The organism is Chryseobacterium sp. SSA4.19, assembly GCF_022601875.1.
Taxonomy (GTDB): domain Bacteria; phylum Bacteroidota; class Bacteroidia; order Flavobacteriales; family Weeksellaceae; genus Chryseobacterium.
Window position 1 is genome coordinate 111,983 of the sequence record NZ_JAKVIP010000013.1, and the last position, 23,827, is coordinate 135,809.

Sequence of the window (23,827 nt, forward strand, 5' to 3'; positions counted from 1 at the left end):
GTTTTTAATCCGCTAAATTCGGTGACAGCCATTTCCTTGCTTCCTGAAGAGAAATGCCTTTTCTTTTTGAATAATCTTTCAGCTGATCTTCTGCGATTTTTCCCAGTCCGAAATACTTGGCGTGCGGACTTCCGAAATAATATCCCGAAACTGAGGCAGTGGGAAACATGGCAAGACTCTCTGTTAAATATACCCCGATATTTTCTTCCACTTTCAGAAGATCCCAGATCGCATGCTTTTCCAGATGATCAGGGCAAGCGGGATAACCGGGTGCCGGGCGGATTCCTTTATACTTTTCGGCAATCAGTTCTTCGTTGCTTAGGTTTTCCTTGTTGGCATAGCCCCAATATTCAGTCCTGATTTTTTTATGCAAAAATTCAGCATAGGCTTCGGCAAAACGGTCTGCCAGAGCTTTTACCATAATGGCATTATAGTCATCATGGGATTTTTCATATTCAGCAGCCAGTTCATCGGTTCCGAAGCCTGTCGTTACACAGAAAGCTCCCATATAATCCGTTTTCCCTGAACTCTGAGGGGCGATAAAATCACTTAATGCCAGATAATCTTTACCTTTTGACCTTTGGGCCTGCTGCCTTAATGTTAAAAACTTAATCTGTTCATTACGGTGCTTATCAAAGATGATAATATCGTCCGTTTCATTAGAGTTCGCTTTGAAGATTCCGAAAACAGCTTTGGCCGTGAGTAATTTTTCATCAAGAATCCTTTCTAAAATAACCTGAGCATCTTTGAACAGTTCTTTTGCCTGGGTCCCAACTACCTCATCTTCCAAAATAGCCGGGTATTTTCCGTGCAGATCCCAGCTTCTGAAAAACGGTGACCAGTCGATAAAAGGCAGCAATTCATTTAAATCCTGATTTTCAATAACGGTAATACCTAACTGATTGGGAGTAAAAATCTCTTCATTTTCCCAGTCTATCTTAAAATGGTTATTGCGAGCTTCTTCAAGGGTTGCATAATCTTTGTCCACCTGCCGGTTCAGGAATTTTTCCCTGAAATCCGAGTAGTCATTCTTTAACTCCGAAACATATTCTTTGTTACGGTCTCCCAGCAATGAACTTACTACATTTACTGCTCTTGAGGCATCATTTACATGAACAACGGCATTTCTATATTTCAAATCAATCTTTACTGCCGTATGGGCTTTTGAAGTGGTTGCACCACCAATCAATAAAGGAAAGTTCAGGTTTTGCCTTTCGAGTTCTGAAGCAATATACACCATCTCATCCAGGCTTGGCGTAATCAATCCGCTTAAGCCGATTACATCAACGTTATGCTCAACAGCTGCCTGAATAATTTTTTCGGCAGGAACCATTACGCCAAGATCTACGATTTCATAATTGTTGCAGCCTAACACCACACTCACAATATTTTTACCGATATCATGAACATCACCTTTTACGGTTGCCATTAATATTTTTCCGTTGGCCGGCCTTGAACCGTCTTTTTCCGCTTCAATGAAAGGCTGAAGATAAGCAACTGCTTTTTTCATCACCCTTGCTGACTTTACGACCTGTGGCAAAAACATCTTTCCGCTTCCGAAAAGGTCACCGACAACACCCATCCCGGTCATTAAATTAATTTCAATAACATGCAACGGCTTTGTAGCAGCCTGTCTTGCTTCCTCTACATCATCTTCAATAAAACGGTCGATTCCCTTTACCAAGGCATGTGTGATCCTGTCCTGCAAAGGTTTGGTTCTCCATTCAAGGTCTTCGGCTTTTTCTTTTTTAACGGATTTATGCTTTTCCGAATAATCCAGCAGCCGTTCTGTGGCATCCTCCCTTTTATCCAGGATAACATCTTCAACCAATCCGAGAAGTTCTTTATTAATCTCATCATATACTTCCAGCATTGCAGGATTTACGATTCCCATATTCATTCCCGCCTGAATCGCATGATACAGAAATACGGAATGCATCGCTTCTCTAACCGTATCATTTCCACGGAACGAAAAAGAAACATTGCTTACGCCGCCGCTAACAGAAGCATATGGAAGATTCCGGCGTACCCACCTGGTGGCTTCGATAAAATCGACGGCATTTCTTCTGTGTTCATCCATTCCTGTAGCCACAGGAAATATATTTAAATCGAAAATAATATCTTCAGCAGGAAAGTTCAGCTGATTGACCAAAATATCATAAGACCGTTTTGAAATCTCAATTCTGCGCTGGAAAGTATCAGCCTGCCCTTCTTCATCAAATGCCATGACAATTACTGCCGCACCATATCTTTTAATGGCTTTTGCCTGTTTGATGAACTCTTCTTCACCACCTTTCAAACTGATGGAATTGACCACACATTTTCCCTGCGCTACCTGAAGTCCGGCCTCCAGAATTTCCCATTTTGAAGAATCGATCATGATCGGGATCCTTGCGATATCGGGTTCGGAAGCAATCAGGTTTAAAAATTTAACCATGGAAGCTTTTCCATCGATCAATCCGTCATCAAAATTAACATCGAGAATCTGCGCACCGCCTTCTACCTGATGGCGGGCAATATCCAATGCTTCACCAAATTTTTCCTCTTTAATTAATCTTAAAAACTTTTTAGAGCCGGCGACATTGGTACGTTCTCCAACGTTGATAAAATTACTTTCCGGCGTAATAATCAGAGGCTCAAGCCCTGACAATCTTAAATATTTCATTAATTTTTTATTCTTCTAAAATATAATAGGCATTATTTGCATTCTGCTTCAGCAGATCAACATGTTTACCTAAAGCGGTAACCATCGGAAACCGTTTGTAGCCCAGGTTGTGTTCCCGGGCAAATTCCTCAATCTCCTCGGTGATTTCATTATAATAAGCGTAACTGTAATTCGGGAACAGGTGATGGGCCACGTGGAAATTAAAATTCCCCAGCACATTTCTTACGAACCAGTTGTTTTCCTTCAGATCATTGGTTACTTCCAGCTGATGACGCAGCCAGCTGAACGGAAGTCCGTTTTTCTCATTCAGTTTCGGAAAAGCATTGTCAGGAAGCGGATGTAAAGGCAGCAGTACAAAAAGAGCAAAAATACTTGCCGCAATGACCTGCAAAAACCATGCTCCCAAAGCCAAACCAACAGATATTTTAAAAAACAAAACCGGAATTCCGACCTGATAGAAAAAATAAAACAGCTTATAGGTTACCATTTTTACCTTTTCTCTTAACGGAATAGCACCCTGTGTTTTCAGAATCACTCTGTCTTTATCAAAAAAATCCCTGAAATCCCTGATAAACATCCAGTTGAACAGATATAAAGGATAGACCAGAAAGAAAAAATAGTGCTGGTATTTCTGAATGCCTTTTGCTTTGATCCAAGGAACAATTAATAGGAGGCCACTCTGTTCAATATCCGTATCCCAGCCGTCTACATTAGGATAAGCATGGTGCGCAGCAATATGCCTCTTTTTCCAGATATAGGAATTGGCTCCTACAAAATCAAAAATCTGCAGGACAAGACTATTTAATTTTTTGTTTTTATAAATATTGTTGTGAGCAGCTTCATGAATGAGATTTAAATAAATCAGCACCAATGAAATTCCCATCAGTACAAAAGCTGATATATAGAGCCAAGAATTACCTGCATTAAGCAGAGCAAATACATACAGTCCAAAATAGACCAAAGGCAGAATTATCGCTTTGATCTGGATATAAATATCCCTGTTTTCAGGGATGGTTTCCACTCTTTGGTTCACTCTTTTTCTCAGTTCATTAAATAGTTTGGCATCCTCGGAATCTTTAAGGTAAATCGGTTTTTCCATGTGATAAGTTTTAATGAAAATAGAGATCAGCTTATACTGTCTTTTCTAACTCATCCAACAAAAATCATACAAAATCCTTTACTTTCCTGGGCGTATAATTTTTCACCATTTCAGCTATTGCCCGGATATGATCCGGCGTTGTACCGCAACATCCTCCAATAATATTGATCAACGCTTTTTCCACATATTCCCTGATCTGTTCAGCCATAAATTCAGGAGACTCGTCATATTGACCAAAAGCATTTGGCAAGCCTGCATTCGGATAGGCTGATATATAAAATTCAGAATTATGGGCCAATGTTTCCAGATACGGTGTCAGCTGATTGGCTCCTAATGCACAATTGAATCCTACGCTCAATAAATTCAGATGAGAAACACAGATTAAAAAAGCTTCCGCCGTCTGTCCGCTCAAGGTTCTTCCTGAAGCATCGGTAATGGTCCCTGAGACCATGATGGGAATTTTAATTCCCCGCTCATCCTGAAGTTCATCAATAGCAAATAAAGCCGCTTTTGCATTTAAAGTATCAAAAATGGTTTCGACCAATAAAATATCAGAACCTCCATCTAATAAAGCCTCACACTGTTGTTTGTAAGCCAGTCTAAGATCTTCAAAAGTTACCGCTCTGTAACCAGGATCATTAACATCAGGACTCAAACTTGCAGTTCTGTTTGTCGGTCCGATAGAACCTGCTACAAATCTTGGTTTGTCGGGATTTTGAGCGGTGAATTCATCACAAACTTTTCTTGCAATTTTTGCTGATTCGTAGTTGAGTTCGTAAACCAAATCTTCCATGTGATAATCTGCCATTGCAATCGTTGTTCCTGAAAACGTATTGGTTTCAATGATATCGGCTCCTGCTTCAAGATATTTCTTATGGACTTCTTCAATAGCCTGAGGCTGGGTTAATGACAATAAATCATTGTTTCCTTTTACCGGGTGCTCCCAGTCTTTGAAACGTTCGCCACGGTAATCTTCCTCTTCAAACTTATAACGTTGAAGCATCGTTCCCATAGCTCCGTCCAGAATTAAAATTCTTTCGGATAATGCTTTGTATAGCTGTTCTGAATTTTTCATATGAGTCTTTGCTTCACTGTAACTGTTATGATTGACTTATAATTCATTTTATTTTTTAACATATTTAAAACTGATTAATCCAATGCCTGCTTTAGATCCGCAATAATATCATCAACATGTTCCAGTCCGACAGAACAGCGCACCAATCCGGCTGTAATTCCCACTTCATTTCTTTCTTCATCTGACAATTTGGAATGTGTTGTGGAAGCCGGATGTGTAACGATTGTTCTGGTGTCTCCTAAGTTTGCAGACAATGAACACATTTTTATTTTATTTAAAAAGCTGCGCCCGCCTTCAATACCTCCTTTTATTTCGAATGCTACAATATTTCCGCCCATCTTCATCTGTTTTTTAGCGATCTCATGGCCAGGATGTGATGGTAGGAATGGATATTTTGTCAACTCTACATTCGGATGATTTTCTAAAAACTCAGCGACCTTTAAAGCATTTTCACAGTGTTTTTCAACACGAATAGCCAGTGTTTCCAGGCTTTTAGATAATACCCAGGCATTAAATGGCGACATTGCCGGTCCTGTATTTCTGGCGAAAAGATAAATTTCACGGATCAGATTTTCCCGGCCCACAGCCACTCCGCCTAAAACCCGGCCTTGTCCGTCGATTAATTTTGTAGCCGAATGAACCACAATATCCGCCCCGTATTTAATCGGCTGCTGCAAATAGGGCGTGGCAAAACAGTTATCGACGATAAAAACCAGATTATGCTTTTTGGCAATTTGTCCGAAGAACTCCAGATCCAACACCTCAATTGCCGGATTGGTCGGCGTTTCCAAATATAGGATTTTGGTATTAGGCTGGATATATTTCTCTATATTTTCAGCATCTTCAGCTTTGAAATATGTTGTTTCGATATTCCATTTCGGAAAATATTTGGTAAACAAGGTATGCGTAGACCCGAAAACCGACTGGCAGCTTACGATATGGTCTCCGGCATTCAGCAAAGTGGCAAAAGTTGAATAGATGGCCGCCATTCCTGTTGCGAAAGCATAGCCTGCTTCAGCACCTTCCATATGCACTATTTTATCTGTAAATTCCGTTACATTCGGGTTTGAAAACCTGCTGTAGAGGTTTTTAGATTTTTCTTCCGCAAAACTGGCCCTCATATCTTCTGCATCTTCAAATACGAAACTTGAAGTGAGAAACAAAGGTGTGGAATGCTCGTCAAACTGAGTTCGCTCAGTCTGGGTTCTTATGGCAAAGGTTTCAAAATTTTCCATAATCTATTTTAATTTACCAATGTGGCAGTGTATCAATGTACCAATTAGATGTTCCACTTTAATTGTACATTGGTAAACTGTTACATTATTATATTGTTACATCAATTAATTTATTTCGTTTCACTTACTCTTAAAATATCACCGAACACGCCTCTTGCGGTCACCTGGGCTCCAGCTCCGGCTCCCATGATGACAATAGGATGCTCTCCGTAGCTTTCCGTATAAATCTCGAAGATTGAATCTGAGCCTTTTAATTGTCCTAAAGCAGAACTTGCAGGAACAGAAATCAACTGTACATCGAGCGCCCCTTTTTCCTTCTGTAAATCTCCATGCAGGTCACCGATATATCTTAATACATAGCCCGGTTCCATATTTTCTTTAATCTTCTCGTATTTTTCATCCAGCTCTTCTATTCTTGAAAGAAATTCCTCTTTGGAAATGGTAAGCAAATCTTCAGGAACCAGATTCTGAATGTTGATATCATTAAATTCATTGACCAGGTCCAATTCTCTTGCTAAGATCAACAGTTTACGGGCAACATCATTACCTGATAAATCTTCTCTCGGATCCGGTTCGGTGTATCCTTTATCCAACGCTTCATTAATGATGGTCGAGAATTTATCATTACGTAAAGAAAAGTTATTGAACACATAGCTCAGCGTCCCGGAAAATACACCTTTAATCCTTGTTATATTTTCTCCTGAAAGATGTAAAAGTTTAATGGTATCAATAAGCGGCAAACCTGCTCCCACATTCGTTTCGTATAAATAACGCCTGTTATTTTTATTTAAGGTATATCTTAATTTCCGGTATTCTTCAATCGGAAGGGTATTGAAAATCTTATTGGAGGAAACCAAGTCAAAACCATTTTCTGCCAAGGTATGGTAGTTATTCACAAAATCCTTACTGGCCGTATTATCCACAACAATAAGGTTTTCCAGCTGGTTTTCTTTGGAAAATCTAATCAATGTACTAATGTCAGACGGACTTTCCGCTGTAGCAACCTCATCATTCCAATTGCTGCCGAAGCCTTTCTTATTAAAAGCCATTTTTCTGGAATTGGCGACTGCCACTACCTTAAGATCAATTTTTTTACGCCTCCGGATTTCATCAGAGGATTCCAGAACCTGCTTTATTAAAGTTTTCCCAACGTTTCCATGACCGATAATCGCCAGATGGACCGTCTTCGGTTTTTTTGAAATTTCGGACTCAATGATGTTTTTCGCCTTCTCATCCTGTGAAGAAGTTACCACAATATTCACTCTTTTTTCACTGGCAATCTGATTCAGCAACAGCGGGAACACATTGTTTCTTGCCAATTCAGACAGTACTTTATTAAAATCGTCCGTAACAAAACCTAATACCGTTACATTATTGATACTGTAGATCTGGGAAACTTTTCCTGATTTCCGCTCTGCCTCGAATTCATCAATCAGGCAATTAACCGCTTTTTCAGAATCACTTTCCTGTACCAGAATAGACAATCCGTTTTCAATGGCCTGCTGGGAAATGACTCCGACACTGATTCTCGCCATTGTTAGTGCTTTAAAAATCCTTCCGTCAATCCCGATTTCCCCTAAAAAATCTTTCCCTTCAAATTTAATGATTGATCTGCTCTTTAAAAATTTTATTTCGTTAGCGTTGTTCTTCATCTTCTACAATATTTTTAATAATCCTGTTTAATTGTTCATATTCCATCAGGAAAGCATCATGCCCGTGAATGGATTGTATCTCATAATAAAATACATTGTCTTTTTGTTTTTTCAGATTTTCACAGCACATCCGGATTTCTGAAGCGGGGAAAAACAGATCGGTATCTACTGCAATCAGGTGTATATCTGCTTTAATCCTTGCTAATTTATTTTCATCAGCATTGATATTCATTAGCAGATGGTTCATCAATCGGTACGCTTCCAGACTAAACCTTTCGTTTAAAGCATTTCCGTGATACACCAGCCAGTCTTCAGATTGCAACCGGTTTTTTTCCTGGTTGTACTGGTTGTTAAACCTGCTGTTTAAAGATTGGGGAGTTCTGTAACATAGCATCGCATGCATCCTGGCTTTCTGCAAAGGCTCATCATTTTGGTGTAATAAAAATTTCTGAACCAGGCATTGGGCGTGAAGCCAGTCGTGGGTCTTAAAATCGCAGGCGACAGGAATGAAAATTTCAGCAAGATCAGGATTTTTAACCAGCATTTCCCAGCCGATCCCTCCTCCCAGCGAACCTCCGATAACCGCATATAAAGTATTAATTCCTAAAACGTCAAGCGCCTTTAAAAAAATACCGGCAATATCTGTAGAGGTAAAGTCTTCATAGTCATCCCATAAAAAGTCATCATAGCCGTTACCGGGAATATTAAAGCACAGGATGGTGTATTTATGAGTATCAATCACCTGATTTTCACCAACCAGCTTTTTCCACCATCCGTTTTTACCTGAAACCTCAGAATTTCCGGTAAGAGCATGATTTACTAAAATAACAGGTGCTGAAAACAGGTCTTTCCCAAAAAGCTGATAGCTCAACGGGATATGATGTTCCTTGCCGGAAACAGTATGATACGAAAAATTAATATGTTTTAAATCTGCTTTCAATTCTATTATACATTTATAATACAATTGAAAATGCCACAGGAAATGGCTGAAAAAGATTCAGTAGTTATCTGTCCGGAAATTAATCTGGTAGAACGTAGCACCTTCTCTGCTTGCACAAAGGGTTGCTAAGGTTTCATAGGGTCTAATCCCTCAACCTTTCTTGATAACATTTTCAATATGTGAATGATCGAATGGTGCAAAGATATAATTTTTCTTTTACATATTTAACAAAATTTAATTTAATCCCAAAAATCCCTATGAATAAAGGATTTCAAGGACCTTGTTAATTCTTTTTCAGATTGTACAAGTTGGAACTGTTTTTGAAAAAAACTAACTTCGTATTGAAACAGGTGAATATGATTGCAGAAAAACAAAGACTACAAGACAGCAACTGGAAAAACTGGGGACCTTACGTAAGCAACCGGCAATGGGGAAATGTACGGGAAGACTACAGTTCAAACGGCGATGCATGGAATTTCGCCAATCATAACAATGCGGAAAGCTATGCCTATCGCTGGGGCGAAGAAGGAATTGCGGGAATCTCCGATGTAAAACAGATTTTCTGTTTTGCTTTATCTTTCTGGAACAAAAAAGATAAAATAGTAAAAGAACGTTTCTTCGGGCTCAGCAACCCTCAGGGAAATCATGGAGAAGATATTAAAGAAATATTTTACTATCTGGATAATACCCCTACCCACAGCTATATGAAAATGGTGTATAAATACCCCATCAATGAATTTCCTTATGATGACATCCGGGCTGAAAATGCAAGACGCAGCAAAAAACAGCCTGAATATGAAATTTTTGATACCGGTATTTTCGATCAGGATGAATATTTTGATATTTTCATTGAGTATGCAAAAGCAGATCATGATGACTTTTTAGTGCGGGTAACGGTCTGCAACAGAAGTGACATTGACGCACCTATTGTTATTGTTCCCACGGTATGGTTCAGGAATAACTGGAAATGGGGATATAATACCTATAAAGGACAGACCAATGCTTCTCATGAAGGATGTATTAACATCAGTCATGACAGCATTCCTATCAAAAAGTTTTATTCAAGAAATATTAATGCGGAAAGTGCTTTCTGTGACAATGAAACCAATAATCCGAAACTGCGCGGAACTCCTTATCCCGGCAATACTTATTTTAAGGACGGCATTAATGATTATATTGTGTATGGAAGCAATACGGTTAACCCTGAAAAAAGAGGAACCAAAGCTTCATTTTTAGTTGAGGATACTATTGACGCAGGGCAGTCAAAAACATTTGATTTCAGACTGTCGCCCCATGAACTGGAAAGGCCCTTTCAGGACTTCGACAAGATACTCAAAACAAGAATTGATGAAGCCAATGAGTTCTATGATGAACTTCAGAATGACGTGGCAAGTGAAGATGAAAAGAATGTCCAAAGGCAGGCATTTGCAGGATTGCTGTGGAACAAACAGTTTTATCACTATAATGTCGAGAAATGGCTGAAGGGAGACCCCAATTATGAAGCTCCCAGAGATTTCAACAATTATGTAAGAAATACGGAATGGAACCATCTTCATAATAAAGACATTATTTCAATGCCTGATAAATGGGAATATCCCTGGTATGCAACCTGGGATCTGGCGTTTCACTGTGTGCCGTTTGCTATTATTGATGCAGAATTTGCAAAAGGGCAGCTCCTTCTGTTAACAAAAGAATGGTATATGCACCCGAACGGACAGCTTCCTGCTTATGAGTGGAATTTAAGTGACGTAAACCCACCGGTTCATGCATGGTCATGCTTCAGGGTTTTTAAAATTGATGAAAAACAAAACGGAAAGGCAGATCTTCTGTTTTTAGAAAAGGTTTTCCAGAAATTACTTTTAAATTTTACGTGGTGGGTTAACCGGAAAGATAAAAACGGTAAAAATATTTTCGGAGGAGGCTTTCTTGGGCTTGATAATATAGGGGCTTTTGACCGGAATATGATATTGAAAGACGGGCAGCACCTGGAACAGGCTGACGGAACCAGCTGGATGGCCATGTACGCTCTGAATATGATGAGAATTGCTATGGAGCTTGCTCAATATTATCAGGTATATGAAGATATGGCCATTAAGTTTTTTGAGCATTATCTTTATATTGCTGAGGCCATGGAAAATCTGGGTGAAGGGACAAAAGGCCTGTGGAATGAGGAAGACGGATTTTTCTATGATGTTTTACAGCTTGGTAATGGAGACAGCGTCTCTCTGAAACTAAGAAGCATTGTCGGCTTGATCCCAATGTTTGCCGTAGAAATCATTGATCATCACCTGCTCGATAAAATGCCCAACTTCAGGGAAAGAATGGACTGGGTACTTAAGAACAAGCCGGAACTCACAAAACTGGTATCCCATTGGGAAGAAGAAGGCCAGGGAAGAAAGCACCTGATGAGCATTCTTCGTAAAAACAGACTTTCAAAAGTGTTGTCAAGAATGCTTGATGAAAAGGAATTTTTGAGTGATTACGGAATCCGTGCCATGTCTAAAGTATACGAAGAAAATCCGTTTGTATTTTCTGTTCACGGGACTGAAAATGTCGTTTATTATACCCCTGCAGAAAGTGATAGCCGTATGTTCGGGGGAAACAGCAACTGGAGAGGTCCGATTTGGTTCCCTATTAATTTTTTAATTGTAGAAAGCCTGCAGCGTTTTCATTTTTATTACGGTAATAGCCTTAAGGTGGAACTTCCTACAGGAAGCGGTGACAAGAAAAATCTTGATGAAGTGGCACAGGATATCAGCAACAGGCTGTGTTCTATTTTCCTGAAGGACGAAGCTGGCCAGCGCCCTTTTAACGGTGGAAACGCCAAATTCAATTATGATGAAAACTTTAAAGATTACATTACCTTCTTTGAATATTTTCATGGTGATAATGGCCGCGGAGTAGGTGCCTCTCATCAAACCGGCTGGACCGCTACAGTGGCAAAACTGATGAAGCCCAGGTTAACCGTATAAAATTAATTATATCAATAGAAGCCTCCTTAAAAGAGGCTTCGTTTTTCTACCACACCACATTTACAGCTTCAATAAAAAACAGTTAAATTATAGTTAAAATCTATTTAAATTTAATACAATATTACCCTTTGCATGATTTATATAAAAATTTAATACTAAATTTCATGTTTCATTGATTTATTATTAATTTATTGACTATATTAGCACCATAAACCTAATAATAAACTTATGAAAGGAAAATTACTCCCTCTTACTGCTGTAGTCCTTACAGCTATGTTTAACACTCATTTCAACGCTCAGCAATATCAGACCATGCCGATCCAAAGCGGGTTCAATGCTGATGTTATTGCCAATGGCATAGGCTCTTCTACCGTAAGCACCAATAATGATGTAGATGGTGTTAGCTATGCATTTGTTTCACAGGATTTCCAGCTGACAGCAGCAGACACTCCGCTTACCTATGGACTTCCTACCAGTGGCTTGATTACTTCCGTAGTACCTTCACCAGCCGGATTAACCTATGAGATGGCTTCATACAGTGCGAATAATTCATTAAGATTAGAAACTGCAGGAGAGAACGGAACTTTTACTTTTACAACGCCTAAAGCTGCCGTGAATTTATATATGCTGGCCACGGGAGGAAGTGGTGCATGTACGGTGGATGTAACCGTTAATTTTTCTGACGCTTCGACACAAACATTCTCTTCAGTAAGTATCTCTGACTGGTATGACGGAAGTAATTTTGCCATCCAGGGCATCGGAAGAATTAAAAATACGAATGACATCCTGGAATCCAGCAGTACTAATCCAAGGCTATATCAGATTCCTTTAGCAATAGATGCCGCTAATCAATCAAAAATGATCCAGAGCGTCACAATCACCAAAACAGGAGCGGGTGGTATCCCTAATATTTTTGCTTTTTCTGCAGAGATTTATAATGCCTGCTATACACCTACCAACGTAATGGCAACAACCACCATGAACGGTGTTACAGTAGACTGGACAGCGCCTGCAAGCGCACCTTCTTCAGGATATCAATATTACCTGAGCACTTCTGCAACACCTCCTACCGCTACAACAGCACCTACAGGAAACCTTGCCGCAGGAAGCACTTCCACTACATTGAATAATTTAAGTACCGGGCAAACGTATTACTTCTGGATAAGATCTAACTGTGGAGGTTCTTCACAAAGTTACTGGACCATGACTCAATTCACACCGGGACAGATTTCTGCAACCTATACTGCAGGAGACCTCAGTACAATGTATGACAGTTCTTTTAACATAACCACTACGTCCACCACTCCATGCCCGGGAACACTTACCGTAAGTATTCCTGCCGGTTATAAAATTAAGTCTACCGCTGTTTCTTATACAATGTCAACCGTATCCAACGGATATATGTCTGAACAAAGAAGTTTCTTAGTCTGTAATAATAACAATATAAGTGAAGCTTCGGTAACATCGGGCGTAGGAGGAACAACAGGAACCTATTCTTATAACAGAACAGGACTTGACCTTGCCAATGACCTGACAGGAAACGTTGATTTTGAGCTTAGAGCATGGAGAACCTACGGAGATTCAAGCGCAGGATGTACAACCACTTATAACAAAGTGGATAACAATACATTCAAAGTAACGGTAACTTTGGAAGCTTTACAACTGGCAACAAGTGAAGTAGGGACAAAAGGAAAAGAAAGAATTGCTTATCCAAACCCTTTTGTAGAAACTTTGCATCTTGAGAAGGCCGAAAACGTGAAAAAGGCAGTGATTACAGATCTTTCGGGGGTTATGGTAAAAACTGTTGAAAATCCATCTTCTGATTTGTTCTTAGGAGACGTAAAATCGGGAATGTATATTCTGACCTTAACCATGAAAGACGGCTCTGTGAAAAGCATGAAAACGATTAAAAAATAAAACTAAAAACACCTATTTATATTAAAAATGCGGATAATTAATTATCCGCATTTTATTTTTATAATATTGAACACTTTTACGCCTGAACGACTTTTCCATTCACATACACTTCATAACCGATTTCAACATTCGGTTCCAGCGTTTTGGAAACAGAACAGTATTTTTCAAAAGACAGCTGGGCTGCTTTTTGGGCTTTCTTTGGATCGATATTTCCTTCCAGTAAAAATTTAACTTTAATAGATTTAAAAGGCCTGGCATCATCCACAGGAATTCTTTCTCCTTCTACCTCTGCCTTAAAGTCTGTAATTTCCTGCTTCTGTTTTTTTAAGATAGAGACCACATCAATTCCACTGCAACCCGCCACTGCCATCAGGACACTTTCCATAGGAGACACGCCTTTCGCACCAGGCTGAGAAGTATTGTCTAAAAGAATGGAGTTTCCTTTGTCATTGGTACATTCAAATAAATAGTCGTCATTAACTCTGTTGAGGGTTATTTTCATAATATAATTGGTAAATAATAATTGATAAAATGATTTGTAAACAAGGAATTACCATCTTCTAAAGCCTTCCATAATTCAAAATTACAAAATTCCTCTTGCTTTGATCTCCAGATATTTATTAATCACGTCGATGCTTAGATTTTCAGGTAAAGTATATACCGTATAAATTCCGTATTTGCGCAGTTCCTGGATGATCAGTTTTTTTTCAAACTCAAACTTTTCTGCAATAATCTCATCATAGATTTCCTGCATGCTTTCAGGATTCTTGTGAATTAATGTCTGAAGTTCGGAATTTTTAAAGAACACTACAACCAATAGATGGTTTTTAGCAATTCCGCGAAGATATTTCAGCTGCCGGTTCAAACCGTCCAGTGTTTCAAAATTAGTAAATAAGAGAATCAAACTTCTCTGGTTTAACGAATATTTTACATCCTGATATAATCTGCTGAAATCACTTTCAAAAAAATCCGTCTTAATGTTATAAAGGGCCTCGGAAATTTTTTTCAGTTGTCCGGATTTATTTTCTGCCGCAATTTTATTTTCTGTTTTTTTCGAGAACGTCATCATTCCTGCCCGGTCGCCTTTTTTCAGAATAATATGGGATAGCGCCATGGTCGCATTAATGGAATAATCCAGCAAGCTCAATCCTTTGAAGGGCATTTTCATGGTTCTTCCGGTATCAATCAGCATAAAAATCCGCTGTGATTTTTCATCCTGGAACTGATTAACCATTAACCGGTTAGTCTTGGAAGTTGCTTTCCAGTTGATGGTCCTGATATCATCTCCCGGGACATAGTCTTTGATCTGTTCAAATTCCATGGTATGTCCCAGCTTTCTGATTTTTTTAATTCCACCCAGTAGAAACTCGCTCTGAAGCGCCATTAATTCGTATTTCCGCAAATGAATAAATGACGGATAGGATGGCAGAGCTGCGTCTTTCTGGAACGTAAACCTTTTGGAAACAAAAGCTAAAGGAGAGGAAACGTATATATTCAGATTTCCGAAGTGGTATTCCCCTCTTTCTTTCGGTTCCAGGATGTATTGGAAAAAACTGTTTTTTCCGGGTTCAATCTGTTTTTCAATTAAAAAATCCCTTTTTTGGAACTGAAACGGAATTTCATCGATGACTTTAGCATGGATCTTAAACGGGTACTTATTCTTAATATCAATCTTTACAGCATTTTCATCGCCATTCGATAATTTTTCCGGTAAAATTCTCTGAGCCAAAATACCATCATTCCGGTTAAAAACAAAAAGATAATCAATCATCATAGCCAAAAAGCATAAAACTAAGCAGATGTGTGCCACAATCATCACGAACGGAAAGAAAAATGCAAAAACATACAAAATCCCCACTCCTATGAGTGTAAAGAAAAAACGTGTATTGATGTATAGGTTTTTCATTTTATAAGGTTGCAGATTTTAGGCTGCAGGTAATTGTTTGAAATCTTGGTTTATAATTTTAATGAGTTATAAGACCGTTTAACATCCTTTAAATTTCAGTTTAAAATAAACTTCATCATTTAGAAACTTAAGATTTCTTGAGATGATTAACTGTGTTTCGACTTCAGCATAGCTGCCTCCGGATATTTTTAAAATTGTATATAGTTAGCATTGTCTCTTCTTGAATTTCCTTCTGCAATATTCGATGGTATTGATACTGCAGCTCTTCTCATCTGAGATTTTAAACCAATCATTTCATCTTTAGGAAAACAACCGGTAGATTTATAAATTTCAGTAACAAAATCAATAGATTTCTGCCAAACCAAAAGTTCTTTAAAATTAGACATAATTAAACCTTTTAATTTTAAACCTTGTACCTATAACCCGCTGCCTTCTACCTGTTATTGTTATCTATCTCGGGATCTCAATCCCTTCTAAAATCTGCCGGATGATTTCATCTGCAGTGAGGCCCTCCATCTCTCTTTCCGGCGATACGATTACACGGTGTCTTAAGACAGCATAACTTGCTTCCTTAATGTCTTCAGGAGTTACAAAATCCCTTCCTCTTAAAGCTGCGAATGCTTTTGAAGCCGTTAACAGTGCCAGGCTCGCTCTCGGCGAAGCGCCCAAATACAGGAACTGGTTTTCTCGGGTATTCACAATGATTTTTGCAATGTATTCAATAAGTTGAGCTTCAACAATGATTTCTTTTACCAGATGTTGGTAATTCTTCAATTGCTGCGCCGTAATGACCTTGTTAACCCCGTCTGTTTTATCTTCTTTTTTACTTTCATGCTGATTCCTGATAATGGCAATTTCATTTTCAAGAGTCGGATAACCTACATTGATCTTAAATAAGAAACGGTCCAGCTGCGCTTCAGGAAGCCTGTATGTACCTTCATGCTCGATAGGATTCTGGGTAGCGACCACAAGGAAAGGCTCTTCCATGGCATAGCGTGTTCCGTCCATTGTAATCTGCCTTTCTTCCATTACTTCAAACAATGCTGCCTGGGTCTTTGCCGGTGACCTGTTGATCTCATCAATTAAGATAAAATTGGAGAATATGGGACCTTGTTTAAACTCAAACTCAGAGTTCTTCACATTGAAAACTGAGGTCCCTAAAATATCGGATGGCATCAGATCCGGTGTGAACTGAATCCTGCTGAATCCCACATCAATTGTTTTAGCCAGCAATTTTGCCGTAATAGTTTTGGCAACTCCCGGTACTCCTTCAATCAAAACATGACCATTTGATAAAAGCGCTGCCAAAAGATGCTCAACCATATTTTCCTGGCCTACGATTACTTTTGCAATTTCAGATTTCACATGATCCAGGCTTCTGCGAAGTTCAATCATATCGATTCTTGACTCGAACTGATCTTCTTTCTTATCTATATTAATAGAACTAAGGTTTTCTGTATATTGGTTTTCAGGATTTTCCATATATTTAATTTAACAATATATTAATGTGCGCGTGTATATTTAAACAATCCTACAGCCTTTAGGTTTGGCTTCGGAGTTCTTCTTATTTTAAAATTTCATCCAGCAGCCTGTTCATCTTCTCCAGGTCTTCTTTCATAACAGCCGCATAAGGATCTGTTGCTTTCTTAATAAAATCTACAGCCTGACCGATCATTTCTTCCGGTTTTCCGGTTTTGAGATGAAGCTTCTTGGCAAATTCTTCATCAATTTTCTGTGTATCAATGAGAAGGTCCATTCTCACCCTATTCAGGAAATACTGGGCTTTTTTTGCCATCATATCATGGAAATCACCTTCCTGTAAATAAAGATTCCCTATGCTTTTCACAAAATCCACAGATGTATTTTTTAAAGGTTCTATAACCGGAACAATACGCTGTTTTCTTTTGGCATTAAAGAAAATAAATAAAACCAATCCACCCAAAAGGACCCACCACGCATATTTCAGTGCCGGATTTGAAAGAATGAATCTGAGGAAAAACTGTGACGTCTTTGAACTGCCTTCCACAAACCATACAGTTTCCCTGTTGTCAAGATACGAAAAAACATCCTGCGTATACTGCACACTTCCTCGTTTCAGCAGATAGTAATTGGTTATAAAAAGCGGTTCGCTGTGGACAAATATATTTCCTTCGCCAAACTTTACCCTGATAAAATTTGCCTGGTCCGTATTATTTTTTTCAACTGTTTTTCCTAAGATTTCAATCCCCGGTTTAATGAAGGTAAACCCTCTTCCCGACGGGAATTTGTCCAGCTTTATAAAATCGTTCTGATATTTTGTGTCCGTCAGTTTTAAGACATTTTCATCTTCAAAAGAAATATTAGAATCATAATATCCTATGCTGTCTGAAATCTCTTTCGGAATATCACTGACGATGAGCATTGCATCTGAACCGCTTGACACCTGATTGAGGATCTTATTCCAGGATTGCTTGTCCAGTTTATTTTCAATGATTAAAATATTATGCTGTGGCCTTTCATCATCCTGATTATAGTAATCATACGGTGCCTGATCAATTTTTTTTATTTTATTTTTAAAAAGACCGTTGATTTCTTGAGCAAAGACAAACAGTCCGAAAGGCGACTTCTGATTGATATCAAAATTTTTTCTCCAGTCCGTGCTTTCCGTTTTATTGACTTCAAACAACGCCATAATAATCATCACAACGATGAAAATAACAGCATAAATTTTGAAAGTTTTGTTCATGATAACAATTTACGGTTTAAATGATTGATACTGGTTCTTAAATTTCAGATAACTTTCTTCGGTAATGCTGAATTCCCCATACCAGACATAATCAAAAATATAGGAAAGATCATAAAATGCATCTTTTAAATGGGGAGCTTTCAGTTCTGCCACATAATCTTTATTGGTTTTTTCCGGGTTCCATACAATCAGCTTCCTGTCATTCAGCTTTTTCAGGATAAATAAAAACTGGTACCTTACTGCCGAACGGAAATCTCCTGCTTTTTCAAACTGTAAAATACTTTCAGGAAAGTTGATCTCATGAATATTCTCGTGAAGCTCCTCGTCTTTAATATTCACCTTTTTATTTTTCTTTCCAAAGAAGAAGTTTCCTTCCTTTCCTACGAGATATTTAATAATAAAATAAAGCAGGAATCCCACCAGAAGAATCGCAAACAGACGGACTAAAATTCCTGCAATATTACCGGATTTTGTGAATACCGTTTCACCGAAAATACTTTCGATAATTTTATATATTTTCTGCATCAGCTTTTCCCAGAATGACATCCTTGGCTTTACCGTGGTATAATCAAAATCTTTCCCCTTGTATCTTGACGGAATATTTTCTTTGAATTTTTTAGGATAAAGCGTGTTTTCAGTTACCGGATTTTTAGCCAAAACAGAATCTGCACGGTACATATTTTTATAATGCCCCGTATTCAGGGAATCTACATAGATTTCCTGGACCGGTGGCGGAACATCTCCTCTCTGAGCACGCGTACATCCTGCAGAGAAAAAAAACATTAAGAAAAAAAGAATCCTATTCATTAATTCCGATCGTTTCTATTTCTGCCAGTTCTACTTTCTGGTGAAGATCTTTTCTGCTGTCGTAATACATAAGCCCTGAATTGATATATAAAATATTCATCAGCAGCATTGAAAACAAAGATGAAACCCCATAGAGAAAAAACACCAATATTCCAAAGCTTCCCGTCATAGGATTTTGTTCGAATTGTGCGTCAGGCGAAGTTGTAGACAGCTTAGTCATAAACAAGATCATGGGAACAGCCGAAAGTACGCCGCTCACAATATAAAACAGAATTCCCATGACAATTGTTGAGCCCCAATATTTCCAGTATGGCGATCTTTCCCTACCATTCGTATAAGAGAACTGGGATCTTATAGCGTAGCTTAAACTTTCAAAAAAGCTTCTGTTTCCATTAAAATAATCGTAGCACAGGAAAGTAATGATGTTAAATAAAGTTGGTGCTACAAAAAGAATCAATACGAGACCGATGAGGATAATGATCAGAAAATAAGAAAATCCGAAGAGCACCGTAGCAACCGGCATGACCAGAAAAGTCAGGCCAAAGTAAGTTGCAATCACTTTTTTCTGGTTAATCTTGAAATCATTGATGATATCATCCGTCTTTATCTCCTGTTGCCCTTCAGCAATTCTCTTCATGTAAAAAACCGGATAAAGGAAATTAATCGTCATTAAAGCTGTATACAATATAAACAGCAAAATTCCAGCAATAATGAATAATGCGAGATTATTGGTAAAATACTGTTCAAGATAATAGCTTTGTCCGCTCATATTAGAACCGAAAAGCACGCCGAAAAATTCCCTGAAACCCAATACAACTACTATAACCATCAAGATTAACAGTAGACCGTTAAGAAGAATAAAATTTTTAAAATAATTTTTTCCGTATAATTTAAAAAAAGCAAAGCTATCGCTGATAAACGTACCGAAATCTCTATTTTTATATAACTGCATCATTAATCTGGTTTTTAATTTTCTTATCGACAATAGACGGATATATAAAATAATAAAATCCGATCACCATTAAAGATCCGAAGATAATTATGAGGTTCATGAATAATGGCATCTTCAGGGCATGTCTTGTAACATATCCTTCTATAATTCCCGCACATACCGTAAACGGAATGGTGCTTAGAAAGATCTTAAATGAATCTCTGAATCCGTTCTTAAAAGAATTGAATCTTGAAAAAGTTTTGGGAAACAGAATAGAAGCTCCTAAAATCAGTCCGCACATTGCTTCCACCACCATTGAAAAAATTTCGAAAACGCCATGGAGCCAGATGCCTCTTGCGCTGTCCTGCAAAGCTCCGTAATCGTAGAAGAAATATTGGAAAGATCCTAACATCACACTGTTTGACAAAAGTGCCCACAAAGTCCCTACACCTCCGAAAATACCGTAAATATAAAGTTTGGCTCCAACCCCGATGTTGTTGAATATAATCCCGATGGTACTTCCCCAGGTTGAGCCGCTCTGATAAATTCCGACCGCATTTCCTTTTTTGATGTTTTCAATAGTCGTATTTACATAATCTTCTCCCAAAATAACATTGGCAAAATCTTTATCATAGACGGCAGAAAGCACTCCGATCAGCGTAAACAGAGTGAAAAACAAAAAAGCATATCCCAAATACCTTCTGTACTGATATACCAGCAAAGGTACTTCTGTACTGAAAAAATAAAGGATCCGATTTTGTTCTACCCTTTTTGTCTTATAAATTTTCTGGAAAATCTGTGAAGATAAATGATTAAGGTAAACAGTCGTATTGCTTTTCGGATAATAGGTCTGTGCAAAAGAAAGGTCGTTGACTAGGTTGATATATAACGATGAGAGATCATCAGGATTTTTTTTGATTTTCCCCTGAATAACCTGCTCAATTCCCAACCATTTTTCTTTATTTTGTTTAATGAAATAAACCTCTCTCATATTGTAAGGCTAAAATAATAAAAATTATGTCTCAAATTGCGATTAATACCTCACAAAATGTAAATATTAATTTCAGCACCGCCAGTGTCGGAGACCGGATGATTGCATTTATTCTCGATCTTTTGATTAAAGTGGCTTATGGAATTGCCGTATTGTATGTTTTTTTTAATCTGCTGAATCTGGGATATTTATTGACCGGACTTGACCAGTGGTCGGTCATGGCAGTATACATTATTCTCCTTTTCCCGACTGTTATTTATCCCGTAGTATTGGAAAGCCTGATGGAAGGGCAGACTCCAGGAAAGAAAGTCATGAAAATCCGTGTGGTAAAGATAGACGGTTATCAGGCCGGTCTGGGCGATTATATGATCCGATGGGTATTCAGAATCATCGATACCTCTTTTGCCGGAGTCATCGGGCTTATTTTCATGATTGTGTCCAAAAACAACCAGCGCCTGGGAGACATGGCTGCGGGAACCGCTGTGATTTCATTAAAGAATAACATCAACATATCGCATACAATATTAGAAAATATTCAGGAAAATTATATTCCTACCTTTCCCCAGGTTATTGCTCTAAGCGACAATGACATGAGAATTATTAAGGATAATTATCTGAAGGCATTAAGGGCTGATGACCGACAGATCATCAATAAACTTTCCGAAAAGATTAAAAGCATTTTAAAGCTGGACATTGATCCTACGAAAATGACAGAAAGACAGTTTATCGGAGTTGTGATTAAAGATTATAATTATTACACAGGAAAAGAGAATTGATAATTTAAATCAATTCTCTTTTTGCTTAATGATTATTTCTTATTACAGGTTATTGACTAAAGCTTATTACCATCATCAATATCAGCCTATATAAACATTTGCTTTTCGTTTTAACTGTCGAATCATTCGTGACGGTGTGGTTTTTGTATCTTATCATAACAAAATCAGCATATGAAATTCGAAAATAATAAGTCCGGAAACGGCGGCGTCATTACATTAAATAATGAGATAAAAGAAGTAGGAAGGCTCACCTATACTATTTTTCCCGAGGAGAACAGGCTGGTTATTTCTTTCGTCTTAGTCCATCGTGAGTTTGAAGGCCGTGGAATGGGAAAATTCCTGGTTGAAGAAGCAATCAGGTTTTCCAGGGAAAACAATTGGAAGGTATATCCGCACTGTTCGTATGCAAGAGCCGTGATGAATAGAATGAATGATGTTGAGGACGTTTTTTTAAGCCGATAATATTTAAAAAAGACCGTTTAATTGTAGTAGCCACGACTTTATCTGACAGTTAGGGTTTAAAAATAATTGTCATTTATTCCTAATCTAACATAATAAGTAAAAGCCTTTCAATATTTAGATACTGAAAGGCTTTTGTTTTATCTCATTGTTTTCTGTGGCGTTAAATACCGCGAAAATTTAATGGTTATAATTAACCGCTTACAACAGAGGCCGCGTCAACCATTTTACTAGCATCCACGATAATGCAGCTAAATCACCTCCACTTCATGCGTCTTTTAAGACCATAACACCTTGAAAGAAATTATTTCCCGCATATCAATAACTTGGATATATTACTTTATTATTTATTGATAAACTCCCAGTAGAAAACTTTTCTATACTCTGATTTAGATTCCAATATTTGCCTTAATGTCATATTAAGTTCAATAAATTGTGCTTTTTGTCTATCATTTTCTATGCATCTTGGAGGGTATTTCTCTTTTTCAAAATAGAAATATGATTTAACTGCTACGTTTTTATTTTTTGAACATTCTGCAAAGACATAGTTGCCAAATTTTTTTCTTGTTTTCCATAAATCTGATTTCTCTTCTTCTGTCAATGATATCATAATTTGCTCTTTAAGAGGAGGTGCATATATATGACATGATTCCCTACAATAAATTCCTGTTTTACTGTTATATGATTCTATTTTTCCAATAAAACCGTCAATTATTGTTACTTGTTCATACATAAAATCATGATAGTTTTGAGCAGAAGCAAATGAAGACAATAAAATATTTAACAAAATTAATTTTTTCATAACTATGATTTATTATCTCTTGTAATTCATAAAACGCTGAAAAACTGGAAGAAGATTTTTAAACGTGGAGTCTACTGATGATCTTAAAACAATTGGCAATTTATAATATTCAATATTAGTAACACTCATATAATCTAAAAACATATTTGAAGGCCTACTCGAAAAATTTAGTAAATTGTGATCAGCATATATATGTTCTAATTGAGCAATTGCAAAATGCTGTGTTGTGTCTAAACCACTATAACTAATATTATACATTTTTCTATCTATATTGGCATCAATCAAGCCCAAAGCATTTCCATATGAATGCCCGGTTTCATGCACCATAGTTAATGCAAGAAGGGGTTTATTTTGTGCAGCAATTGGAGAGTAGGTTATATCAGAGGTTCCCGTTAAAAAATCTCTAGGACTTGTATAAGCATATTGTTGTCCGTTACCTGGATTTAAGTAACCTTCCAAATCTACATTTTGCGTTGCAATTTGATCTTTACCCACACCAAATTTTTGTATTTCACTTTTGCTAAAATTATCTGATCTCATAGTATTTATTTCATTTTGCATAGTCTCATTGCTTACCGCCGGATCATAATTAAATTTAGCATCACTAGACACCCTGTCTCTCATAAAATATTTAGTTTTGTAACTTCCACTTACAAAATAATTCACCGTATAGCTTATTCCTGCTACGGCACCTCCTATTATGGCACCTTTTGCAAGACCACGAAGGAAATTATCTCCGGTAATCAGAGAAGCAACTCCGCCAGTAGCAGCTCCTGAAATCGAACCATTACCTACTGCTGCTAAAAAGCCTCCTGCTTGAAAGATTTCCCCGACTCCTGCCGAGACTGCGCCGGTTACTGCTCCGATAGCGATAG

General features: G+C 37.8%; 18 protein-coding genes, 1 pseudogene and 1 riboswitch. Of the genes and pseudogenes, 4 read left to right on the forward strand and 15 right to left on the reverse strand.

The window, feature by feature from the left end; all coding sequences use genetic code 11:
* Window positions 1–4 precede the first annotated feature (4 nt).
* The 5 genes and pseudogenes from metH to MKJ01_RS10975 form a co-directional block, all read right to left on the reverse strand.
* Entirely contained in the window at window positions 5–2,665 is a 2,661-nt protein-coding gene (gene metH / locus MKJ01_RS10955; protein ID WP_241613831.1) for a methionine synthase, read from the reverse strand.
* A 7-nt stretch (window positions 2,666–2,672) separates the two neighbouring features.
* The gene (locus tag MKJ01_RS10960; RefSeq protein WP_241613830.1) at window positions 2,673–3,764 is read right to left on the reverse strand and encodes a fatty acid desaturase; all 1,092 of its coding nucleotides are present in this window, start codon (window positions 3,762–3,764) and stop codon (window positions 2,673–2,675) included.
* Window positions 3,765–3,828: 64 nt separating this feature from the next.
* Window positions 3,829–4,839 (reverse strand): homocysteine S-methyltransferase family protein, encoded by a 1,011-nt coding sequence (locus tag MKJ01_RS10965; RefSeq protein WP_241632604.1) that lies wholly within the window; start codon window positions 4,837–4,839, stop codon window positions 3,829–3,831.
* Between the two features lie 74 nt (window positions 4,840–4,913).
* A complete protein-coding gene (locus MKJ01_RS10970) occupies window positions 4,914–6,074 on the reverse strand; it encodes an O-succinylhomoserine sulfhydrylase (RefSeq protein ID WP_241613829.1) in 1,161 nt (386 codons plus the stop codon).
* Between the two features lie 110 nt (window positions 6,075–6,184).
* Window positions 6,185–8,666, reverse strand: a pseudogene (locus MKJ01_RS10975) (alpha/beta fold hydrolase).
* Between the two features lie 61 nt (window positions 8,667–8,727).
* A riboswitch (SAM riboswitch) is annotated at window positions 8,728–8,836 on the reverse strand.
* Between the two features lie 186 nt (window positions 8,837–9,022).
* On the opposite strand from MKJ01_RS10975, the gene MKJ01_RS10980 reads away from it, so the two are divergent.
* Window positions 9,023–11,638, forward strand: a complete 2,616-nt coding sequence (locus MKJ01_RS10980) for a glucosidase (protein ID WP_241632607.1) — start codon at window positions 9,023–9,025, stop codon at window positions 11,636–11,638.
* Between the two features lie 228 nt (window positions 11,639–11,866).
* On the forward strand, window positions 11,867–13,555 hold the full coding sequence (locus MKJ01_RS10985) for a T9SS type A sorting domain-containing protein (RefSeq protein ID WP_241613822.1): 1,689 nt from the start codon (window positions 11,867–11,869) through the stop codon (window positions 13,553–13,555).
* A 76-nt stretch (window positions 13,556–13,631) separates the two neighbouring features.
* Here MKJ01_RS10985 and MKJ01_RS10990 read toward each other — a convergent pair whose 3' ends face one another.
* The 8 genes from MKJ01_RS10990 to MKJ01_RS11025 all read right to left on the reverse strand — a co-directional run bounded on the left by MKJ01_RS10990 (window position 13,632) and on the right by MKJ01_RS11025 (window position 20,915).
* Window positions 13,632–14,057 (reverse strand): OsmC family protein, encoded by a 426-nt coding sequence (locus tag MKJ01_RS10990; protein ID WP_241613821.1) that lies wholly within the window; start codon window positions 14,055–14,057, stop codon window positions 13,632–13,634.
* Window positions 14,058–14,138: 81 nt separating this feature from the next.
* Window positions 14,139–15,461, reverse strand: coding sequence for a DUF58 domain-containing protein (locus MKJ01_RS10995; RefSeq protein ID WP_241613820.1), 1,323 nt, complete (start codon window positions 15,459–15,461; stop codon window positions 14,139–14,141).
* A 188-nt stretch (window positions 15,462–15,649) separates the two neighbouring features.
* Window positions 15,650–15,847: a four helix bundle protein gene (locus MKJ01_RS11000; RefSeq protein WP_241613819.1), complete on the reverse strand. Its 198-nt coding sequence runs from the start codon at window positions 15,845–15,847 to the stop codon at window positions 15,650–15,652.
* Window positions 15,848–15,911: 64 nt separating this feature from the next.
* Window positions 15,912–16,943, reverse strand: coding sequence for a MoxR family ATPase (locus MKJ01_RS11005; protein ID WP_241613818.1), 1,032 nt, complete (start codon window positions 16,941–16,943; stop codon window positions 15,912–15,914).
* Window positions 16,944–17,025: 82 nt separating this feature from the next.
* The gene (locus tag MKJ01_RS11010) at window positions 17,026–18,186 is read right to left on the reverse strand and encodes a hypothetical protein (protein ID WP_241613817.1); all 1,161 of its coding nucleotides are present in this window, start codon (window positions 18,184–18,186) and stop codon (window positions 17,026–17,028) included.
* Window positions 18,187–18,195: 9 nt separating this feature from the next.
* Window positions 18,196–18,993 carry a DUF4129 domain-containing protein gene (locus tag MKJ01_RS11015; RefSeq protein WP_241613816.1) on the reverse strand — a complete coding sequence of 266 codons (798 nt, stop codon included), beginning with the start codon at window positions 18,991–18,993 and terminating at the stop codon, window positions 18,196–18,198.
* Complete coding sequence (locus MKJ01_RS11020) at window positions 18,986–19,948, reverse strand: DUF4013 domain-containing protein (RefSeq protein WP_241613815.1); 963 nt, start codon at window positions 19,946–19,948, stop codon at window positions 18,986–18,988. The genes MKJ01_RS11015 and MKJ01_RS11020 overlap by 8 nt, the downstream gene beginning before the upstream one ends.
* Window positions 19,932–20,915 carry a stage II sporulation protein M gene (locus tag MKJ01_RS11025; RefSeq protein ID WP_241613814.1) on the reverse strand — a complete coding sequence of 328 codons (984 nt, stop codon included), beginning with the start codon at window positions 20,913–20,915 and terminating at the stop codon, window positions 19,932–19,934. The genes MKJ01_RS11020 and MKJ01_RS11025 overlap by 17 nt, the downstream gene beginning before the upstream one ends.
* A 26-nt stretch (window positions 20,916–20,941) precedes the next feature.
* On the opposite strand from MKJ01_RS11025, the gene MKJ01_RS11030 reads away from it, so the two are divergent.
* Both MKJ01_RS11030 and MKJ01_RS11035 read left to right on the forward strand, forming a co-directional pair.
* On the forward strand, window positions 20,942–21,691 hold the full coding sequence (locus MKJ01_RS11030) for an RDD family protein (RefSeq protein WP_241613812.1): 750 nt from the start codon (window positions 20,942–20,944) through the stop codon (window positions 21,689–21,691).
* 171 nt (window positions 21,692–21,862) lie between these two features.
* Window positions 21,863–22,153 carry a GNAT family N-acetyltransferase gene (locus tag MKJ01_RS11035; protein WP_241613810.1) on the forward strand — a complete coding sequence of 97 codons (291 nt, stop codon included), beginning with the start codon at window positions 21,863–21,865 and terminating at the stop codon, window positions 22,151–22,153.
* A gap of 340 nt (window positions 22,154–22,493) precedes the next feature.
* On the opposite strand, the gene MKJ01_RS11040 is transcribed toward MKJ01_RS11035, so the two are convergent.
* Window positions 22,494–22,952 (reverse strand): hypothetical protein, encoded by a 459-nt coding sequence (locus MKJ01_RS11040; RefSeq protein ID WP_241613809.1) that lies wholly within the window; start codon window positions 22,950–22,952, stop codon window positions 22,494–22,496.
* Between the two features lie 12 nt (window positions 22,953–22,964).
* On the reverse strand, window positions 22,965–23,827 hold an 863-nt coding region (locus MKJ01_RS11045), incomplete at its 5' end, for a tellurite resistance TerB family protein (protein WP_241613807.1).

Coding starts and splice junctions, on each gene's coding strand:
- MKJ01_RS10970 (WP_241613829.1), bottom strand. CDS start 6,074: ATGGAAAATTTTGAAACCTTTGCCATAAGAACCCAGACTGAGCGAACT.
- MKJ01_RS10995 (WP_241613820.1), bottom strand. CDS start 15,461: ATGAAAAACCTATACATCAATACACGTTTTTTCTTTACACTCATAGGA.
- MKJ01_RS11030 (WP_241613812.1), top strand. CDS start 20,942: ATGTCTCAAATTGCGATTAATACCTCACAAAATGTAAATATTAATTTC.
- MKJ01_RS10965 (WP_241632604.1), bottom strand. CDS start 4,839: ATGAAAAATTCAGAACAGCTATACAAAGCATTATCCGAAAGAATTTTA.
- MKJ01_RS10985 (WP_241613822.1), top strand. CDS start 11,867: ATGAAAGGAAAATTACTCCCTCTTACTGCTGTAGTCCTTACAGCTATG.
- metH (WP_241613831.1), bottom strand. CDS start 2,665: ATGAAATATTTAAGATTGTCAGGGCTTGAGCCTCTGATTATTACGCCG.
- MKJ01_RS11025 (WP_241613814.1), bottom strand. CDS start 20,915: ATGAGAGAGGTTTATTTCATTAAACAAAATAAAGAAAAATGGTTGGGA.
- MKJ01_RS11015 (WP_241613816.1), bottom strand. CDS start 18,993: ATGAATAGGATTCTTTTTTTCTTAATGTTTTTTTTCTCTGCAGGATGT.
- MKJ01_RS11035 (WP_241613810.1), top strand. CDS start 21,863: ATGAAATTCGAAAATAATAAGTCCGGAAACGGCGGCGTCATTACATTA.
- MKJ01_RS11020 (WP_241613815.1), bottom strand. CDS start 19,948: ATGATGCAGTTATATAAAAATAGAGATTTCGGTACGTTTATCAGCGAT.
- MKJ01_RS11010 (WP_241613817.1), bottom strand. CDS start 18,186: ATGAACAAAACTTTCAAAATTTATGCTGTTATTTTCATCGTTGTGATG.
- MKJ01_RS11005 (WP_241613818.1), bottom strand. CDS start 16,943: ATGGAAAATCCTGAAAACCAATATACAGAAAACCTTAGTTCTATTAAT.
- MKJ01_RS10990 (WP_241613821.1), bottom strand. CDS start 14,057: ATGAAAATAACCCTCAACAGAGTTAATGACGACTATTTATTTGAATGT.
- MKJ01_RS10980 (WP_241632607.1), top strand. CDS start 9,023: ATGATTGCAGAAAAACAAAGACTACAAGACAGCAACTGGAAAAACTGG.
- MKJ01_RS10960 (WP_241613830.1), bottom strand. CDS start 3,764: ATGGAAAAACCGATTTACCTTAAAGATTCCGAGGATGCCAAACTATTT.
- MKJ01_RS11040 (WP_241613809.1), bottom strand. CDS start 22,952: ATGAAAAAATTAATTTTGTTAAATATTTTATTGTCTTCATTTGCTTCT.
- MKJ01_RS11000 (WP_241613819.1), bottom strand. CDS start 15,847: ATGTCTAATTTTAAAGAACTTTTGGTTTGGCAGAAATCTATTGATTTT.